This is a genomic window from Vibrio superstes, from assembly GCF_003569005.1.
Lineage (GTDB): Bacteria > Pseudomonadota > Gammaproteobacteria > Enterobacterales > Vibrionaceae > Vibrio > Vibrio superstes.
Window position 1 is genome coordinate 236,921 of the sequence record NZ_BCUR01000001.1, and the last position, 20,525, is coordinate 257,445.

1 protein-coding gene is annotated in these 20,525 nt (G+C 46.6%); it reads right to left on the minus strand.

The window, feature by feature from the left end; genetic code table 11:
• Window positions 1-49 precede the first annotated feature (49 nt).
• Complete coding sequence (locus tag D5I41_RS01105) at window positions 50-19,336, minus strand: retention module-containing protein (RefSeq protein WP_119008095.1); 19,287 nt, start codon at window positions 19,334-19,336, stop codon at window positions 50-52.
• Between the last annotated feature and the right edge of the window lie 1,189 nt (window positions 19,337-20,525).

The window sequence follows — 20,525 nt, forward strand, 5'->3', positions numbered from 1 at the left end:
GGCCAATAGTTAATCGATTTAGCGAAAAAACTTGTGGTTGATGCCTGTTTTAGCTGTCCCCACCATGCTTGAAGACCTGATTATCGAACATAGTGGTTAACAAGTCTTTATTAAGGTCACCGCCGTAATCCAGTTGGGTATTCAAACCCTTGACCAATATGGATTGCGTTTCTGTGTCGCTTGCGACTTCAATCTGAACATCATCGGTGTTTTCAACGACTGATGCTTTAAGCTCATCGCTATCAAGAGCTGCTAACAGCACATCCACATCATCAATGGTCGCTAGTTCTTCGAGAATGCTGGTAAGATCAATGCTGTCACCATCGCTGAGATTGAAGTCAGTGATAACATCTTCGACACCGTCATCCAGCAACTCCCAAACAAACAGGTCAGCGCCTTCTCCGCCGGTGAGAATATCATTACCCAAACCACCGATTAAGATATCATCACCGTCCCCACCAATGAGTTCATCATCAAAATCAGAACCTCTTAGAGTGGATGCTTGGTCTCCATCAACGACGACGCTAGCCTCTAATGCGCCAGAAGCATCAAGCTCATCACCATCTGCAGAAACTGTCACTGAATAGCTCACCGTAGCAGACTCTGCTGTAAGACTAGGGTCACTTTCTGTTGAGACAGCAACGACATCAAACCCTAGTTGCCCCACTCCAGGTATCACCAAAGGATCCACCACTACAACTGTCGCATCCATTAGCGCTTCTGAATCCAATATCCAAGTACCGGGATCAGAGCCTTGAGTCACACCTCCCGAGGTCGACAGCACTGTTAAGGTGCTATCTAAACCGCGAACCTCGATTGTTAGAGTCTCACTTGCATCAGACAGGGCTGCCATCAAACCAACAAGAGGAATGCCTCTAGACGCTAACGCCGCATCTGAGATGATGGTATTCAGACTGCGCTGATTCGCGCTATCAATCGTTAGCGTTGGAGCATTGGCCACCGGAGTAATCTTAATCTCAATCGTATCCTGATCTTGGCCATTAGTACCGCCTTCATCAAAGACACCATTATCATTGGTTGTGACGGTTAACTCAGCGCTATCCGTACCCTGTGGGTTGCTATAAAACACACCATCCGCAGCATCGGCTTCAGCCAACACGGCATTGACTTGATCTATTGGCCCTTTCAAGGTGACTGAGTTTGTACTGTTGGCGGTAATGGTCACAGAACCATTACTAGTAACAATATTAATCGTCCCAACATCAACATTGAGGACAACCTCTATATCGTCTCCTGCATTCGCACCGGTATAATCGACATCGCTCACCTGTATGCCTTCAACTTTGACACTACCGCCCTCCTCGACGGTTATCTCAGCCGGTGCAGTATTAACAGGCTCATCATTGACTGCTGAAACCTCAATATCGAATTGTTTAGTCGCGATTTCTTCACCACCGCTAAAGTTACCATTGTCATTCACGGTGACCGTGGCAGTGACAGTCCCAAAGGAATCTGTCTCAGGAGTAAAGTTGATACCGTTCGCCAGTGCATTGTTGATATCTGCAATTGTGCCAGAGATCTCTATGCTTCCCGCGGGTAATGTGGCTGTTTCAATAGTGATACCGAAGTCGGTTTCAACGTCACTCAAGAAGTTGAGCAAACCTGAATCCACTCCAACTGTCACGTTGTAAATAGCGGTAGGGTCATCCCCTTCATCGACATCCGAGACTTGAATATCAGTGATCAGAGTATCCGCATCCTCTAGTCCATCTTGGGTAAGGATGTCAGCAATCTCAGGTGTATCGTTTACTGGATCAACCGTAATCACAAAATCATCACTAGCGGTTTCTGGCTCATCTGGTGCACCAAAATTGCCCTGATCATCGACAGTGACTGTTACCGTCACATCCCCTTGATAATTCGCATCCGGGGTAAACAACAGGCCACTACTCAGCAGGGTGTTAATATCACCGATAGTACCCGTTAGAACCACCTGTCCATCAGTGATGTCGATAGTACCTAGGAAAGCATCCTTCGATACTTGGCTAAAGTCGAAATCGCCATTAGCGTCAGTCGCTATAGTCAGTACATAGTCAGCGGTCGGGTCATTAGACTCATCCACATCAGAGATCTGCAGGTCGGTAATAGAGAGCGTATTGTCTTCATCTACGTTTCTATTGCTGATACCTGCTAGCTCAGGGGTGTCATTAGTTGGCGTGACCTCAACCTCAAAGGTTGTCTGGTTGGTGTTTGGCTCTCCTACAACGCCTAGATTGCCATTATCATCCACCTCTACCGTTACGGTCGCTGTGCCGTTGTAGTCGGGCGCTGGTGTGAAGGTCACGCCAGAGGCAAGGAAGTTGTTAACCTGATCAACCGTACCATCAATAGTCACGCTCTGCGTACCTACGCCCGAGATAACCACGCCAAAGCTTACAGGGTCACCTATAAAGCTAAAGCTACCGATACCTGATGGAACAGAGATGGTTACCGTGTATGGCGCAGTAGGGTCATCCACTGTATCCACATCACTGATAACAATGTCGGTGATGTCCACCGAACCCTCTTCAGATACCGTGGTATCCGTAATTGGATCAATCAGTGGTTGATCATTTTCTGGCTCAACGTCGATAACGAAACTGCCCGAGTTATCGTTAGGTTCGCCTACGATACCTAGGTTGCCACCATCGTTGACCGTGATATCCACATTCACGTCGCCGTTGAAGTTTGCTTCTGGATTGAAGCGCACACCATCAGCAAGTGCTGCGTTAATCTGATCAACCGTACCTGTCACCGTAATCGAGGTAGATGGCGTATTTGGCGCTAAAGTGATGCCGAAATTAGCTTCTGCATCTGGACCAAAGTTCAGCAAGCCACTGTCTACCGTAATCGTGAAGGTATAGATAGAGGTTGGATCATCGGCGGTATCAGGGTCTGAAATGGATAAATTAGTAATATTGTACTCATTATCCTCCAGAGCAACTAAGTCGTTTACCCCGCCGAATACAGGCTGGTCGTTCACCTCTTCAATGGTGACATCCACCACCTGCACCACTTCTGGACCTAAGAACTCATTACCATTGAAGTTCTTGTCTACCGACTGAACCTTAATGGTTAACTGCGCTGGGTCCCAGTTAGATGAGTTGTTGTCCCCCGGATTGAACACTAATTTGTCGAGCTCTTGAGCATCCACATTCAGCGTCCAAGTGCCATTACCGTTGTCAGTAAACAAGGTGCCATCGGCCAGTTTGATCTCACCACCATCTGGCACGCCCTCTACCGTAATACGTAGGATTTCTGGTGCATTTTCTGTATAACCCGTACCAGCGCCATTTCCTGGCAATGAATAGTCGTTATCCACGATGTAGGCGTTGAGCAAGATATCTATATCTTCATTTTCAGTGCCTTCAACCGAATCAACAATGTCATTATCGACCTCATCACCTACGGGATTCACCACTAAGGAGAACTCAGCATTATGTTCTGTTGGAACACCTAACAGTTTTTCCTGAGTAAACACGATAATGCCAATATCAACCGTGCCACTGAAGTTTTCAGCGGGTGTAATTTCAATATTATCAAAAGAAATACTGGTGGCACTTGGATCGTTCAACTGTATAGTCCAGAAACCGTTACCGTTGTTCTTGATAACAAATCCATCTGCACCATCTTCATTTAGAGATTTAACCAAGAAGCCCTCAGGTACACCCGACAGACGGATAGAAATAAACTCTTCTGATCCATCCTGATCGACAAGAGACACTTTGAACGGGTCACCATTCACTTGATTCAGACTAATTTCCGTATCTTCATCACCTGTAATGACAATCCTATTAGAACGGTCGCCACCGGTTACAACAATAGGGTCAAGTACAGGGATAATCTCAAAGCTCACCTCACCACTGAACGGTTTACCTGGGTCCTCATCTGGCCCTTTGATATAGCCATCAGTCTCATCGAATATGGTTTTGTCGGTAATGGTTCCCGATACCGTGAGTGATACCGTGTTATCTCCATCGCCTTCCGGGAAGTGCTCCGCTGGTTGGAACTGAACATCCTTCAAAAAGTCATCCAGTGCCGTTGGGTTGCCCGAATCATAGGTCAGGGTCATAGAGGTCACTAGATTCCCATCGGGATCCACCAACCAACCCTCAGTCGGATCAGTCACAGAAATAGTAATGGACTGAACCGTTTCTACACCACGATTGTCATTAGAATCTCGGTCTGTTGAGGTCACACTCAGATCTAGATGAATAAGGCCATCTTCATATGCTATATCGGGCTGATAGACCTCGGTATCGGAGGTGTCCAAAGGATTCACTGGGAGCAAATCATCGTTAAGGCCACTTGTGCCTACCACAGTAACATCGATATTTTGGCGACTCTCTACCTCTGGTGAGATAGCGATTGGCACTTCAAGCTCAAAGCTCTTCTCATCACCAGACTCCGTATCTGTCGTCACTGCAGTGAACTTAAGCACCACATCACCGGCATAGTCATCCGGCGCAACAAGGAATAGTTGGTCAGTACCAGATATCGAACCATCAGCATTAACTTGAGCGAGATAGATGTACTCACCATTTACATAGTCAAAGTCAGCCCCTCGAATGACGAAGCCTGCTGGAAGATCGGAAGTCTTGAACACGATAGAGAGTTCATCAACAACGCCATCAAAGTTCTGCGCTTGGATGATACCCTTGCTAAGGATCTGGCTGCCTAGGTCAATATTACCTTGGTCTTCTACGCCCAGAACGATGTCATCAGCGTCGGTGTTTGCAATAATCTCGGCTGCTATGGTGTCGTTACCATTTACAGTTTCTGGGAAGGTGATGGTTACATCGGTTTCTTTAAATACGCGAGGACCATTACCCTCATCTTCATCACCACGATCGTACACCCGGGCAACGAAAGTTACGGTCAATTCAGAGAAGTTAGTATCACCATCGCCCGGAATCACCAAGCCATTGGGTGCAAGAATCTCGAAGCTATTCTCATCGGTAATAACCCAGGTGCCATCACCATTGTTCACCGCGCCAAGCACAATAAGTTGGTCAAGAATAGCTTGGTCTGTAGTGTTAAAATCAATAACCAAGTCTTCAACAATCTCAGATGGTTCATCCACAGGGATAGCCTCGTTATCTGAGATATCAAGGTCTTCCATATTGACGCTGTAGCGGCCGTCCTCGTTGTTGTTATTGTTAATGGTAAAGCTTATCCTGCCATCGGCATCAGCCGATATTTCAGTTAATGGCGTGCCAAGGTTGTCTTGGTTGAAGATGCCAATAGTCGCGTCTGACTCTACAACAGGGTTCACTATGACATCGATAGTACCGGTGATCTCTTTTAGAGCAATCCCCTCATTAGGGTCTTCTCCTTGGGTGAGCTCATAGTCTTTTTCGGTAATTTCAAGTGTCGCAGTTAACTCGAAGTTTGAACTGTCATCCTCTGGTGGCTTGATCTCAAGTACTGTTTCACCTGCCAGCAGTTTTAACAGACCGCTGTTGCGAATCACGTCACCGTTGCCATCAAGCACCTCTTCTAGGCCGATCTCGACAATCCAATCACCTTTAGCGCTATCGAAGAACGGCGTAAATTCGTCACCATCCACACGAATGATTGAACCTTCCGGCACGCCTTCGAGCCTTAGAAGTAGGATCTGTTCGTCCGCATCAGGGAAGTCAGAGCCCGTAGGCTGCCAGTTGATGGTAATAAACTCATCTTCATTACCCTCAGCTCTGCCTGTATAAGTGATCTCGGCATCGATCACAGGCTTCACCTTGATTTCGATGTTGCCTTCAAAGATCTCAGTATCACCATCGTTTTCGGTAATAACTATGGTGACATTAAGCTCAATATTCTCGGTTGAAGACTCTACTGGGCGCACGATAATACCAGAATCTATCCCTGCCTCAGTTAGGTTTGCCTGATAGATTGGCTGACCGTTATCGTCATAACCCACGAACACTAGGTCAATGGCGTTATTCTCTTCATCGATAAGCTCAACACCCTCAGGGATGTTAGAGATAAGCACGGTGACCGACTCTGAGTCATCCATAGGTGAATCGGCCAGTTCGCCCGACAGCACCTTAAAGTTGAGAGGTATATCTTGGTTCTCATCTACTGTGGTCGTGATACCCGTTCCAATACCTTGGTCATTGCGGATAACCTCCCACTGATCACCGACCCCTTCAACATCAATGAATGGGAAATCGGCCACACCTTTGAGATCAACCACGACCTGACGCGAGTCCAAAACGCGATCGTTAGTCACCTCAACAAGGGTGCCTCCGCCGTTCTGCTCGTCAGCAGGGTTTAGCACCATCGCAGTATCGCGAATAATGCCAGTTACAGTGAATTCGAAGTCCACATTACTGTGGATGAAAGGGACGAACTCAACAAACTCCAGCTGATCATACGGGATCTCATATACCCCAGGAGAGATCTCAACAATGGCGCTATCACCACTACCAATCCAATTAAGTGTGGCCGGATTGCCATTGCTGTCGACGAGGTTCGATACCTGAACAAACAGAGACTCAGAGCCATCCATGTCTTTGGATGCCGTCATATCAATGTGCTGATCGAGTGTAGTCGTCGTATCCTCATCGATAACGATACGAGTAACAGTCAGGTCGCCTTCATCAGCAACAGGATTAACATTCACAGTAAAGAAGCGCTCTTCTGAGCGAGCCTCTGGCACCTCTGCATTAGGATCACTTTCTGTTGTGATGGCCACGACTTTAAGTTGCAGTGACCCACTCCAATCTTCGGCTGGTGTGACCGTTACCTTGCCAATGTCGTCAGAAGAGATAATGTAGAAGCCGTTGGCGTCAGGTGTTTGCTCGACGCCATCAATTAACAGCATCTGGCCGACATCGGAAGTAAAGCTTACCTCATAGGTAATGGTCTCAGAGCCGTCGGCATCTTGGGTTTGAGCCAGAATTGCAAGGCTCGCTTCTTCGTCCTCACCAATGGTTACCTCATAGTTACCCTCAGATGGCTCCCAAGTAGCGGTATCGGCAATCGCTTTCACTTCAATGGTCAGGTCGCCGCTCAAAGTCTCGCTCACAGAGCCGTTGCGCACAACTTGGACATCAAACGAGTAGTTGTAGTCTGTCCCTTCACTGCCTTGATGACGCGCAGGTACAAAGAACAGGTTCTCTACCGACCAGTTCTCGTTATCCGCTGTGGAGGTGTCAAGAAGCGCCTTAGATAGCACTACCTCACCGCCATTGACTGGCAACAGAATGTAATTCGTACCATCGAAGTAATAGAAGTCACCCTCTGCAGGGTCGACATTCTTGATGGTGATATCGCCCAGTTCTTCGTTGTTATCAAAGTCGCCAGTATTCACGCCGATGTTCACCTTGATAGGTGCATCGCCTGCTGGAATATTATCTTGTGGGTTGGTATCCCCATCGGTGATAGTGCGGCCAGCATCCTCACTGCCACTCGCCTCTGATAGGGTGATCTGAGAGGTAATATCATCAACTGTGATGGTGATAGGTTTGGTATCGGTATCGTCATCGCTATCGGTTGCGGTTACGCTAACATCGAGACTAACGGACTCACCGTTTTGCTGCACATCATCGGCTGCGGTAAAGCGGATACGGCCATCCGGATGCACCTCAAGTACACCCATCAATAGGCTTGGGTCGACTGGACTCGCTGGATCACTGCCATCGCTATATAGATTAAAGCTTTGGAAGCCACCATCAGGGTCGATAGTTAGGTTGGTCGCACCGATAGTTATCTGAGTAAGCAGACCATCATCAGCGCCATCGGTATCTTGTCCACTCTGACGCAGAACATTGATGCTCGCTTGGTCATCCCCCTCTACCACAGAGATAGATTTACTCACTACCTCAGGCACATCATCCACGACATTCACAACTAGATTCTTAGTCGCTGAATCATCGCCATCCATGTCTTGTACGAATACTGGCAGGTTGATGCTTAGGGTATCCGCTGCATCTGCAATTGGATGGTCGATAGCTCGGATAAGCTCAAAATCAAACTTACCGAAGTCTGAACTGGTTAGGTCGTTGTTGATCTGGATAGAAAGGATATCCAACTGCTGACCATTGACGTTCGCCACGCCCATATAGCCACCAGCAACCGTGATAAAGGTAATCGCCACACCTTGATAGGTCAGCGGGAAAACCTGTGTCTGATTGCCGTTATCGACATAACTTGCAGTGATGTTATTCACGTCTACGTAGAACGCCTCAACATCATCAGTCCCTTTCAAGAAGGTCACTGTGGAGTTGCCACTTTCTTGGGTTCCGTCTGGATCATTACCACCCTGGATAGGAGGAACATCAGGCTGTTCTTGATCGATATTGCTCTCTTCAAGAGTGACTACTGGTACCGCATCAACCTCTGGGTCACGACCATCATCAATACGGATGTTCACATTCGCCGAGGTGATGTCACCATCACTATCTGTTGCGTCTACGGTTAGGCTTAAGTCATTAAAATCAGACGCATTGTTGTCTTGTTCAAGTGCCTGAACCTGTTCAATGGTATAGGTTCCATCTAGATTGACGGTAGCGATAAGAACGACATTACTTGGTTCGCCCGCGATATGTACCGTCAAGGTTGTACCATCGGCGCTCAGCAGCAGCTCAATACCTTGGTTGTTACTCACAAGGCTGGTCCAAGCCGGATCGGTAAGCACGCTTTGATTGAAACGTACTGTAGAAACCGCATCGATACCCTTAACCAAATCCACTGCGCCACTGACAGGATCAGCATTCACATCAAGGATGACGTTCTCATCCACGACCTCATTTTGATCTGTGGAGTTCGGGTCTGTACCATCAGTGATGACAAGGCTGATGTCCTTGGTCACGGTATCATTATCAGTATCGGTTGCCTCTACGGTCACGCCCAAGCGATTGGTATCGTCGGATGCAAACTGATCCAGTGGCAGTTTCTGCTCAAAACTAAAGTTGCCATCAATGTCGATGCTGCCCACTAAGACAACATCTTCATTGGCATCATCGGTCACTAAGGTGATGGTCTGACCATCTGCGCTGATGACCACCTTAGTGTCCATACCGTTAGAGGTCAGTGCGTCCCACACCGTTTGTTGAGTTGCAGTGAGTGAGAACACTACAGAATCGATAGCATCGACACCTGCAGTCAAGCCCACATTACCGGTGATCGGGAAGTCGACCGCGCCAATGATATTGTCTTCATTCCAAGCAAGTTCTATATCGTCATTGGTAAAGGTGAGGTCTTCACCATCGTTGATGCGAACCCTAGCGCTAGCTCTCGTAATGTCCCCATCGGTATCTTCAAGCTGGACACGGAACGACAGGTCTACCCTGTCGTTATTGTTGGTTTGATCGATAGCCTGAAGCTGCTCAACGGTGTAAGTGCCGTCAAAGTTACCGTCTCCGTCTACATTTAGGCGAACGGTCAATACTGGGGTGTTTGGCGCCTCATCCAGAGACAAGGTAATCAATGTGCCATTTTCAGTAATGGTGAACGAAGTGTCCTTTCCATTACTGGTGATGGCATTCAAGTTGTTGGTCTGGCCATTGGTTAGATTGAAACCAAAGCTTTCCAGCGCATCACTACCATCGGTCAGTCTCATATCGCCCGTGATTGGTAGATTTGCAGTACCAATATCATCATCACTGAAGGTAACACGGCGATTACTCAGACCAATGTTCGCACCATCCTCTACCTGTAGAGAAATACTATTGGTGGTCACATCGCCATCGCCATCGGTTGCAACGACATTGGTGGCAAGTCTGGAGATATCATCATTGGCTGTCTGGTCAATAGACTCGAACTGCTCGATCACATAGTTACCGTCGATATCCATGGACAGGGATAGAACCTGGGTGCCGTCGGCTAGTTCAAGTACCAGTGAACGCTCACCCTCTACTAAGGTTGTCGCCTCTCCATTACTGGTAATCGCCTCCCAAGCAGCGCGTTGATCAGCCGTCAATTCAAATTCAAGGCTTGCTAACTCATCAGGGCTGAGGGTCAGTCCAATATCGCCGGTAATTGGCTGAGAAACAGTGCCAACATCATTTTCATTCCAGCTTTCGACCTGATCCGTTGTCTGGATATCCGTACCATCATCAATGGTCACTGTGATACTTGAATTAGTGATGTCCCCATCGGTATCGGTGAAGATTACACCTACACTGAGATTGGATTGGTCCGTGCCACTGTTGTCTTGGTCGACGGCGATAAACTGCTCGAGTTTAAAGGTACCATCTATGTTTAGAGTCAATTGAAGCGCGATTGCGCCGTTATAGCGAACTACTAGTGACTGGTCGTTTTGCTCAAAGACCGTTGCTTCGCCATTAACGGTTATGCCCTGCCAAGCAGTAAGTTGGTCGGAAGATAGGTCAATCACTGCTGTAGCGATGGCGTCACTACCTTGATAGTTGAGATCACCCTCATACTGATAACCCAATTGGCCTATCTCATCTTCGCTCCAGGACACATCGGCTGGATCGGTTGTTATGACAGTACCGTCAGTAATCGTAATATCAATATTAGAAGGTGGGCGGTTTGTAATAGGATCAACATTGTCATCGCCATCGGTGTCTTCAACAACAACGTCAAACACTAAATTAACTTGATCGGTATTGTCTTGATCTATTGGTAATGTCTGATTGATGCTGTAGGAGCCGTCGCTACCAAGCGTAACCACTAGCACATCTTGACCCGATTGACTGACAATTATCTGCGTGTCTGAAACTGACACTTCGGTTGCTTGGTCGTTACTGGTTAAGTTCTCTAGTGCACTGAGTTGATCTGCAGTCAGTTCAAATCGAATACTCGCGATATCATCACTACCAACCGTCAAGTTCAGGTCTGAAAATATCGGGAATATCGAACTTAAATCGTCTTCACTCCATACCTGAGAGTCGCTTTCTATCGTCGGATCATCACCGTCAGAAATAGTCAGTGCAATAATCCCCTCAACAGGGCCACTGGTCATATCACTGTCATCGACCAGCACAGGAATGTCTAACAACAAGGTTTCCAGTGTTTCATGATCTAGTGCTTGATACTGAGTGACTCGATAATTCCCCTCTAGACCAAGAATCTCGACCTCTAATACCTTGTTTAATGGATCGCTACCTATGTAGACCGTGAGCAATGTATTACCGTTCGACAGTACTAATGTGGTTTCTTGATCGTTGCTAACTAAACCAGTCCATTCGATTGCGTTGAGCACCTCGGGGTCTATTTCTACAGATTCGACCTCATCGGTACCAACAACAATATCAAAGCTTTCATAGAAACTCTGCTCTCCGGAGATCTCAACAATATCAATCATACCGTCGATGACAATAGGGTCCGCTCCATCAAAGATATTTAGCTTGAGTGAACCGATATCAAAATCACCGTCCGTATCGGTAACTACAACACCTACCTCAAGTGATAAGGGCCCATCTAGCGGTTGGTCAACGGCATCACTTTCAGTAATGGTGTAACTACCATCAGAATTTATTTTAACGTTTAAAACAACTTGCGATGTATCGCCTGATTTATAAACCGTAACCTCATTGGACGTGATGATTAGATCTGTCTCTTGCCCATCACTCGTTATTGAATTCCAAGGTGAATCTATTGGAATCGGCGCAAGCTCAACGCTGTCAATATTATCAACGCCTTGCGTAATGGTCATAGTGCCTGTAAAGCTTGAACCATCTGTCACTTCGACAAAGTTCACTATTGAGTCTGAAATTTGAGGATCGGCGCCGTCTGTGATTTTGAGGATAATATCAGCGGTAGCAGTATCGTCATCAAAATCGGTCGCAATCACACCAGCCACCAGCTCATTAATATTGGAGAGCACATCCTGATCGAGTGGCAGATTTTGCGTTAGGGTGAAGGTTCCATCAGAATTGATGACTAACTCTAACGCAACCGCATTGGAATCACTTGCGAGCGCTACTGTGATGGTATTGCTAGCGACGGTGACTGTTGTCGCTGCATCGTTGCTGGTTAAAGCGCTCCAAGTGGCATCAGTGGCAACGGCAGGGTCAAACTCATAGCTCTCAATGGAATCACTATTTGGCGTAAATACGATAGCGCCGTTAGTAACTGTCGGCAGTCCCTCTTCCTTAATATTAACGTTGGCATCGGCGCCAGTTGGTGGAATGGCATCGTTAATGGTGATGTTAATATTGGCTGTGCCAGAGTCACCATCGGTATCCTTAGCAAGTACAGGCAGCACTAGGTCGTTGATGTCGGTGCCATCCGCCTGCTCTATCGGTCTGTGCTGGGTAATGTCGTAATTGCCATCGTTATCGATAGTGACGGTCAATACAGGAGCTTCGGAGTCATTTGCCGTGACGGTTAGCGTCTTGCCGTCATCAGAAAGCTCGACAGTTACCGACTCGCCCTCACTCATTAATCCAGTCCAGGCGCTATCTGCTAGTACCGCAGGATCAAACTCTATGCTTTGAATATCATCACTGCCAGCAGTGAAAGAGATCGTACCGTCTGCTGTAACCTCACCCGTGGTTTCGGTCCACTCCACATCACTATCTACACCCGATGGGTCATCGCCATCAGTTACGTTCACCGTGATAGTGGCTGAGGTTGTATCTAGGTCACTGTCGGTCACATCTACTGGAATCAGCAATTTATTTAGATTGCTGACGACGTCTTGGTCTAGAGGCTCACGCAGGTCGATGGTGTAGGTACCATCGATATTTACAATCACCTGCATCACGATAGTGCCGTCTTCAAGTGAGACAGTTAGCGTGTCATTGATGCCGGTTTGATTAGTAGAAGACAAGACAACATCGGTGTCCTCACCATTGCTCGTTAAGCCTAGCCATGGGCTTGCCATATCAAGCACTGAGTTATTGATAGCAATTGAGGTAACCGCATCACTGCCCTCGGTCAGCGCTAGATCGCCTTCAAACGGCTGCTTTGTCAGGTCGCCAATATCATTTTCGAAGATATCTGCAACATCATTGGTCAGGCTTGGATCGCTGCCATCGTCAACGCCAAAGCTGATGCCAGTGCGAGTCTCATCACCGTCGGTATCGGTGATCACAACACCAACATCAAGAACGAGTTCATCAGGATTGATTGGGTCATCGTCATCTTGATCGATGGCTGCAAACTGATTAATGCTGTAGGTGCCATCAGGGTTGAGTACCAACTCTAGAACAGGGTCGCCAGTTAGGGTGTTCACAGTAACCGTATTGCCAGTCACCACAACATCCGTTTCCTCACCATTACTGGTGATTGCCTCCCAAACGGCTAATTGATCATCAGAAAGCTCTACTTGAACGCTCTGTATCGCATCACTACCCTGATAGTTAAGGTCTCCTGTAACAGGTAGAACTGTGCCATCACCAATGCTGTCCTCGTTCCAGCCCTCATCTCCCGGAGTGATATCAAATTCATTGCCATCGTTGATGGTGATATCTATCGTTGTCGAGACTACGTCACCATCAGTATCGGTGACTTCCACACCCACCTGAAGCTCATTCAGATCATCAGTTTGATCCAGAGCTTCTAGCTGCGTAAGGGTGTAATTACCAGAGATATCAATGGTAAGAGTCAGAACGGGAGTACCGTCTGTAAGTTGAACCGTTATGCCATTGGCGGTAAGCACCAATTGAGTCGTTTCACCATTGCTGGTCAGTGCTTCCCAATCAGCTCTCTGTGCATCGGTGAGGGTAAATTCAACAGATTTGGTCGCATCGCTGCCCTCAACCAAACCAATAGAACCAGTATCAGTAGCTGTGCCGTCATCAACATCGTCTTCATCTAATTCAATATCAGGTGCCGTCAAAGTGGCATTGTCACCATCGGTGATCTTAATGTTGATGTTGGCAGAACTTGAATCGCCATCGAAGTCGGTACCGATTACAGGCACTAGCAAATCGTTGATGTCATCATCTGATAGCTGATCTAAGCCATCATTCTGTACGACCGTGTAGGTGCCGTTATCGTTAAGCGTCACAACCAGCACATCAGTTGTCGCTGTAGAAAGGGTTAAGATCTTACCTGTGGCATCCAAACTTAGGCTCGTTGTTTCGCCATTACTGGTTAACGCCTCCCAAGTTGCATCATTCAATACCGCAGCGTCAATCACAATGGTCTCAACCGCATCAGAGCCTGGCGAAAACAAGATGGTGCCGCCGTTAGATTGGTTAGCATCCCCCGTTTCCGTATATTCAACCGTGCTGGTTTCAGCTATTGGCGCCACGTTATCCAGAATATTAATGGTAATATTAGCTGTGCCTGTATCCATCTCTGAATCACTGGCCACAACTGGCAGGATAAGCTTGGTTAGATCACTACTGTCTTGCTCAATAGGTTGAGACTGAACAACGTCATAATTGCCATCATTGTCAATAGTAACGCGAAGTACTTCAGCGCCAGAGTTAGAGGTCACTATTAGGGTCTTAGAGTCGGCCAACTCTAGGGTTACGCCTTCACCGTTTGTGATCAATCCGAGCCAAGTTGCATCATTAAGCACCGCGGGGTCGAAGGAGATATCCGCGATCTCCTCACTACCAGGCGTAAACACCACCTGCCCGTCAGCAGAAACTACCCCTGTAGTCTCTTGCAGTGTCACCTCATCGCCAACACCGCTAGGATCATCACCATCGTTGATTGTGATGACCACATTGGCATTGTTAAAGTCACCGTCCGCGTCATTTGCGGTTACAGGTAACGTGAGCTCAATAGAGTCGCCGTTTAGTTGGTCGATAGGACCTAGCTGTGTGATGCTAAAGGTGCCATCGAGATTGACTTGAATCTCAAGGATTGGAGCATCGTTATCTGAACGGGTAACAATCAAAGTATCAAATACATCGGTTTGCAGAACTGAACTGAGTTCAAGCTCTACCGAGACACCATTACTGGTCAATCCTGTCCACTGGCTATCTGAAAGAACACTGTTATCGATAACCACAGACTCAACCAGATCGCTACCTTTCACTAGATTAAGACTGCCCGTCTCCGGCATATAATCAGGCGCACCAATATCATTCTCGTCCAAGGTTGCCGTGGTATCGGTAATGCTTGGGTCATCACCATCGGTAATGGGCATCGAGATGGTAGTTGGCGTTACGTCACCGTCGGTATCGGTGGCGTCCACCTGAAGGGTCAGGTCATTGATATTGCTGGTTGTGTCTTGCTCTAGAGCCTTGAGTTGCTCGATAGAGTACGAACCGTCGAAGTTTATGGTTGCGCGCAGAACAATTGCGCTCTCATCGCCAGCAATGTGAACAATCAGTACCGTGCCATCATCGCTCAGTTTCAGCTCTGTTGCTTGGTTGTCTGAGGTTAGCGCCAGCCACGCGGCATCGTCTAGCACATCGCCATTGAACTCAACCGTTGCGATAGCATCCACACCCTGACTCAGGACAATATCGCCTGTTTCATTGGATGGGATATCGTTCTCGTTAAGAGGTGTAATAACGTTACCTGGGCGGCTCGGATCCATACCATCATTGACGGTTACACTAATAACCGCAGTATCAAAATCACCGTCGGCATCAGTTGCGGTAATCGTTGCGGACAACAGGTTTTGGTTATCTAACGGCTGATCTAGCGGTAGGAATTGGGTGATGGAATAGTTGCCATCAAGACCGATATCAAAGCGCAGCACCTCAGTGCCATCGGCCAGGGTCAACACTAGACTGCCGTCTGTAACAGTGAGCGTGGTTACTTGGCCATTACTGGTTAGCGCTTCCCACCCGGCTTCTTCATCAGAAGTCAGCGTCACATCCATAGACTCGATGATATCGCTGCCTACACTTAGGCTAACTGAACCGGTTTCAGCCATTGGATTATCAGTCGCATCATCAAACAGCTCCACAGAGCTATCCGCAATAACAGGATCATTACCATCAATAATGTTGATGGTGATATCTTCACTCACTGGGTCGTTATCGGTATCGGTAACAACGACTGGAAGCGTTAATGTTAGGGTGTCGCTGCTGTTATGCTCAAGGGCTTGATACTGAGTGACCGTGTAACTGCCATTTAGGTTCACCTCTGCTTGCAGCACAATATTCGTCGGATCGCCAGCAATGTGCACAATCAGCACATTGTCTGTCACCAAGACTTCGGTATCTTGATTATTGCTAACAAGGCCCGTCCATGCGCTATCAGCCTCAACTGCAGCCTTATCAAACACCACGGTATCGACATTATCACTGCCCATAGCCACAGACACAGTACCAGAAACAGATACCTCGGCACCGGTTTCATTAATATCAGGCGCAGTGCTCGGTACTAGGCTTGGGTTATCACCATCAGTGATGTTTACATTGATCTCAGTATTGATCACGTCACCATCAGTGTCGGTCAAATCAACCTGTAAACTCAATAGAAGCTCTTCAAGCACAGAATGGTCGAGTGCTTGGAATTGGGTAACTCGGAAATTACCGTCAAAGTCTAGAAGTTCGACCTCCAGCACTACATCGGCACTGTTTCCTGCAACAAACACCGACAGCAAGGTGCCATCTGAACTGAGTGAAAGCTCGAGCACTTGGTCATTACTGATAAGACCTGTCCAATCAGCATCGGTCAGCACAGCACTGTTAAACACAATAGTCTCGATTGCATCCGCGCCTTGCTGTATCTCAAAGCTATCTAAGAAGGTTTGCTCCGTGGCTTTCTCAACAAACTCTACAGTTGCATCACCGACTGTAGGGTTTTCACCATCGAGTATGGTGATGGTGATATCGGCATTGGTGAAGTCGTCATCGGTATCGGTAACCACAACAGGCAAGGTTAGAATGATATCTTGTGAATCTTCATCCTGGTCGATGGATTCGAATTGCCTGATCAGATATCGACCACCGATGCCTATGGTGATTTCTAGAACCGGCACTTCAACCGGTGGCAGTGAGTCTGGCTCGATATAGAAAACCGTCAGAACATTATCGTCTAGACGCAATTCGGTATCTAAACCGTTAGACTTAATGCCAGTCCAAACTGGATCTGATTCAACAGCGGGGTCAAACACCACGCTTGCAATATCATCCGAGCCCTTTTCAATTCTGATCGTTCCTGCAGCATTGCGAACCGCGTCTTCCAACTCAGTAAAGGTGACGCTTGAATCTGAGGCTGATGGGTCTGTCCCATCAGTGACCCTGATAGTAATCACTTCACTACCTGTATCGCCATCGAAGTCGGTGGCAATCACGGTAATTGGCAATTCAAGGAAGTTATCGAGTGGCTGATCGAGTGCCGCATTTTGCACTACGGTATAGGAGCCATCAGTGTTGATGGTCACCGTCATCACCACTTCACTTGGTTCACCAACGGTAGAAACTGTTAATACGGTATTGTTGTTGCTTAATGAAACGGTCACAGGCGTATCGTTAGAGGTCAGTCCATTCCAAATAGGATCCGTTTCAGTGGATGAAGCAAACTGCACCGTTTCTATGGCATCACTGAAGATCGTGAAATCAATCTGACCATCGATAGTCTGGCCTACATCGCCTGTTTCTTGGTACTCAACTTCACTCGCAGCACCTTCAGGGCTGATATTGTCGCGTATGACTAGGTTGATGTTCTCAGTGACTGAATCGCCATCGGTATCTGTTGCTGTGGTTGGGATAACCAAACGCAGGATTTCACTGTCCTGCTCAATCGCACGATATTGAGTCAAGGTGTACTCGCCACTGTCGTCGATAACAACCTGTAGAACCGGATCACCTCCGAGGGTTTCAACCAAGATGGTTTTACTATCTTCTGAAACCGTGACTCGAGTGATTTGACCATTACTAATGATGCTTGTCCAAGCCCTGTCACTGACAACACTTTGCTCAAACGAAATATCGGCGATATTGTCACTGCCCTTGGTGAACTCTATGGTACGAGTCTCGGTTTGTTCACCAACAGCTTCGATGTAGTCGAGCAAGCTTGGTATGCCCGTTGGGTCATCCCCATCTTCAATAATAACGGTGACCACAGATGGAGTACTATCACCATCGTAATCCACCACATCAACAGGAACGAATAACTCATTTATGTTAGACGCCAAATCTTGATCAAGTGGTTGCCCCAAGGTGGCTATATAAGTGCCGTCAATGGCTACGACGACTTCCAGCACTATAACACTAGGATCATCAGCCAGTGTCACTACAATTTTGTCTAGGTTAGATGAGGTACCTTCTTGTGTGTCGGAGCTGAGAGTTAAGCTTGTTGCCATGCCATTTGATGTTAATGACAGCCATGCAGGGTCGCTTAGAATAGACTCATTAATTGTTAAGAATTGGGCTGTATCACTGCCCAAGGCGAGCCCAGTATCACCACCAGCCGCATTTGTCCCAGGCTCTGATTTCTCACTGATGGTAGTGGTGCTTGTGGTAGTCGCTGAATCAAAATTAGGGTTAATCCCATCTGCGACTACTGTAGTAAATGAGATGGGTTCGACTAGCTCGAATCCATTGGAGTCTTTACCGGTAATATCAAATCCGATGTTTAGCTTGTCATCGGAGATTGAAATGTACTCGCCATTAAAATCGATATGATCAATGGGACCTGAAATTACTGTGGTAACGACAAGGTCTATGCCACTTTCTAGCTGATTAGGGGTGATAGTAATCGAAAGTACTTCCTCACCGCCCACTGAACCCACAATCGCATTAGCTGTTGAATCGTATATGAAGGTCACAGCCTCACCAGCCGAGGTGATGTTAGCATTAAGCTCGGCAAGGACTTGGTCTACATCCAGCGGTGCAACCTCAAAACTGGAGGCATCCAACGCGAATGTAGCTTGTTCTATGAAAAAAGAACCAGTGACAGTTTGTGGGTAAGTGCTTTGAGATAGGGAGCCTTCAACAAGAGCCGTAGCGATACTCCCTCCACCCTCGGCAAAACTTATGTTTATACCATCGTCATCTATCGGCGGTAACTCATGTAAGAATGGGTCGGTTTGAAATTGAGTTTCGGGGTGGGTTTCAATGTAGTTCATTTCGACGGAAACAAATCCGTCATTGGCTGCATGCTCAGCGTTAACGTTTTTTCCGGCAGCTGCGGCCTCTAAAGCTTCAGACGGGTCTTCTCCGTTCAAGATAGCTTGTTGCACTAGCGCGATGTCTTGCTCGGTGTACTGCGCTTGTTCTTGCTCAAGTTGTAATGCGACATCTGTTTGAGATGAAGCTAACTGACTCGCTTCTTCTGGGCTAACACTCGCGACACACACTGCGCAATTTTGGTCAAAAATCTCAGCCTTATCGCCATACTGAACCATCACTTTGGCATTTTCGCCAATTAAAAGTACGTCACCTTTTTGTAGGGTGTCGCCTTTCTTGATCTCTCTTGCGGCGCTTGACGCATTTATGACAACAGCCTTGCCGTGAGTCTCTACCACAGATACATCTGTGATCAGTACTTGCTCTTCCATAGCCTACATCCTTGCTTCCGCCTCGACGATCCTTAATCAAGGCAGTACTACTAACATTAAAACATCGAAAACACGGTTCTTTTTCACCTTCATAACATCTTAGCAACTTACCGTCAATTTGGAACCTTTTTCACCTATGTTAGAAGGCAAAAATTGTGTTACAAATTTATTTCTACGAAAAACGGTTGCATCTTGGTCTGTATTCATCAAACGGCTTTTAAATTAGTGAGTTATATACTTCGTAAAAAGTAAGGAAGTTACAATAAAAGAGCCTTAAACAACACGAAAGAGCACACTATATTAGGGTTTAGAAAATCAATGACGGTTTCTAGGCTTTTTCATTTCGGTGATTTTTCTCCTCTATCTCTTCTTAATCCGTTTTATTTTATCGAATCACTGACTTATACGACTCTAATGTTTCCTTTCGAAGAATCACCATCAAAATGCAGGTAAACAAAATATTATGCTGAGAATGTCAGTATTATCATTATTGGTAGGCGATGAGGTTATTGTCGATTTGATCACAAAAATAGGTTGAACTCGTCAATATCGCAGACTAGCGATTTATGCACGAAAACAAGTTAACTTAATGAAAAGCAATGACATTACAGCAATTGAATACATCGTAAAGTGCAAGATGGGTATCGAATAAAAAAGGTAACGGTCTCGGAATGTACAATTTTTATCAAAAGGGAATTTAGTTTTAGACACGCTCTGTTTTAGATTTTGGATCGCGTGTCGTTGCACAGCAAATTTTAGCAAATCCATCGTTCATTACCCACCTTTTGTAATGAACAACGAGCAAAACCGCTTAAGATTTAGACACTGCTCCTTGAGTATTATTGAGGATGTTTTACCTCTAATAACCAGCCATCCACGAAAGCTATCGTTCAATTGTTACCAGAAAATCCAAAGAACCATCGTATCTCTACTGTGACGACTAAAATCTTTGATGCATAAATACTCATTCAAAATGAGTTAAGTTATTTTATACGAGAGTAAACGTTTACAATACAAACAGCTCACTATTTACACACCCCCTACAGAGTAATATTCTGCTTATTTTACAATAGACAAAACCACCATCCATTCTGTAACAGGGCACGTCTTATATGAAGTGAAATGTATCGCATCCTTCTTTTGATCAAGCTCAAAAATTGAACGAATCACTATATACTACCAAAGTAGT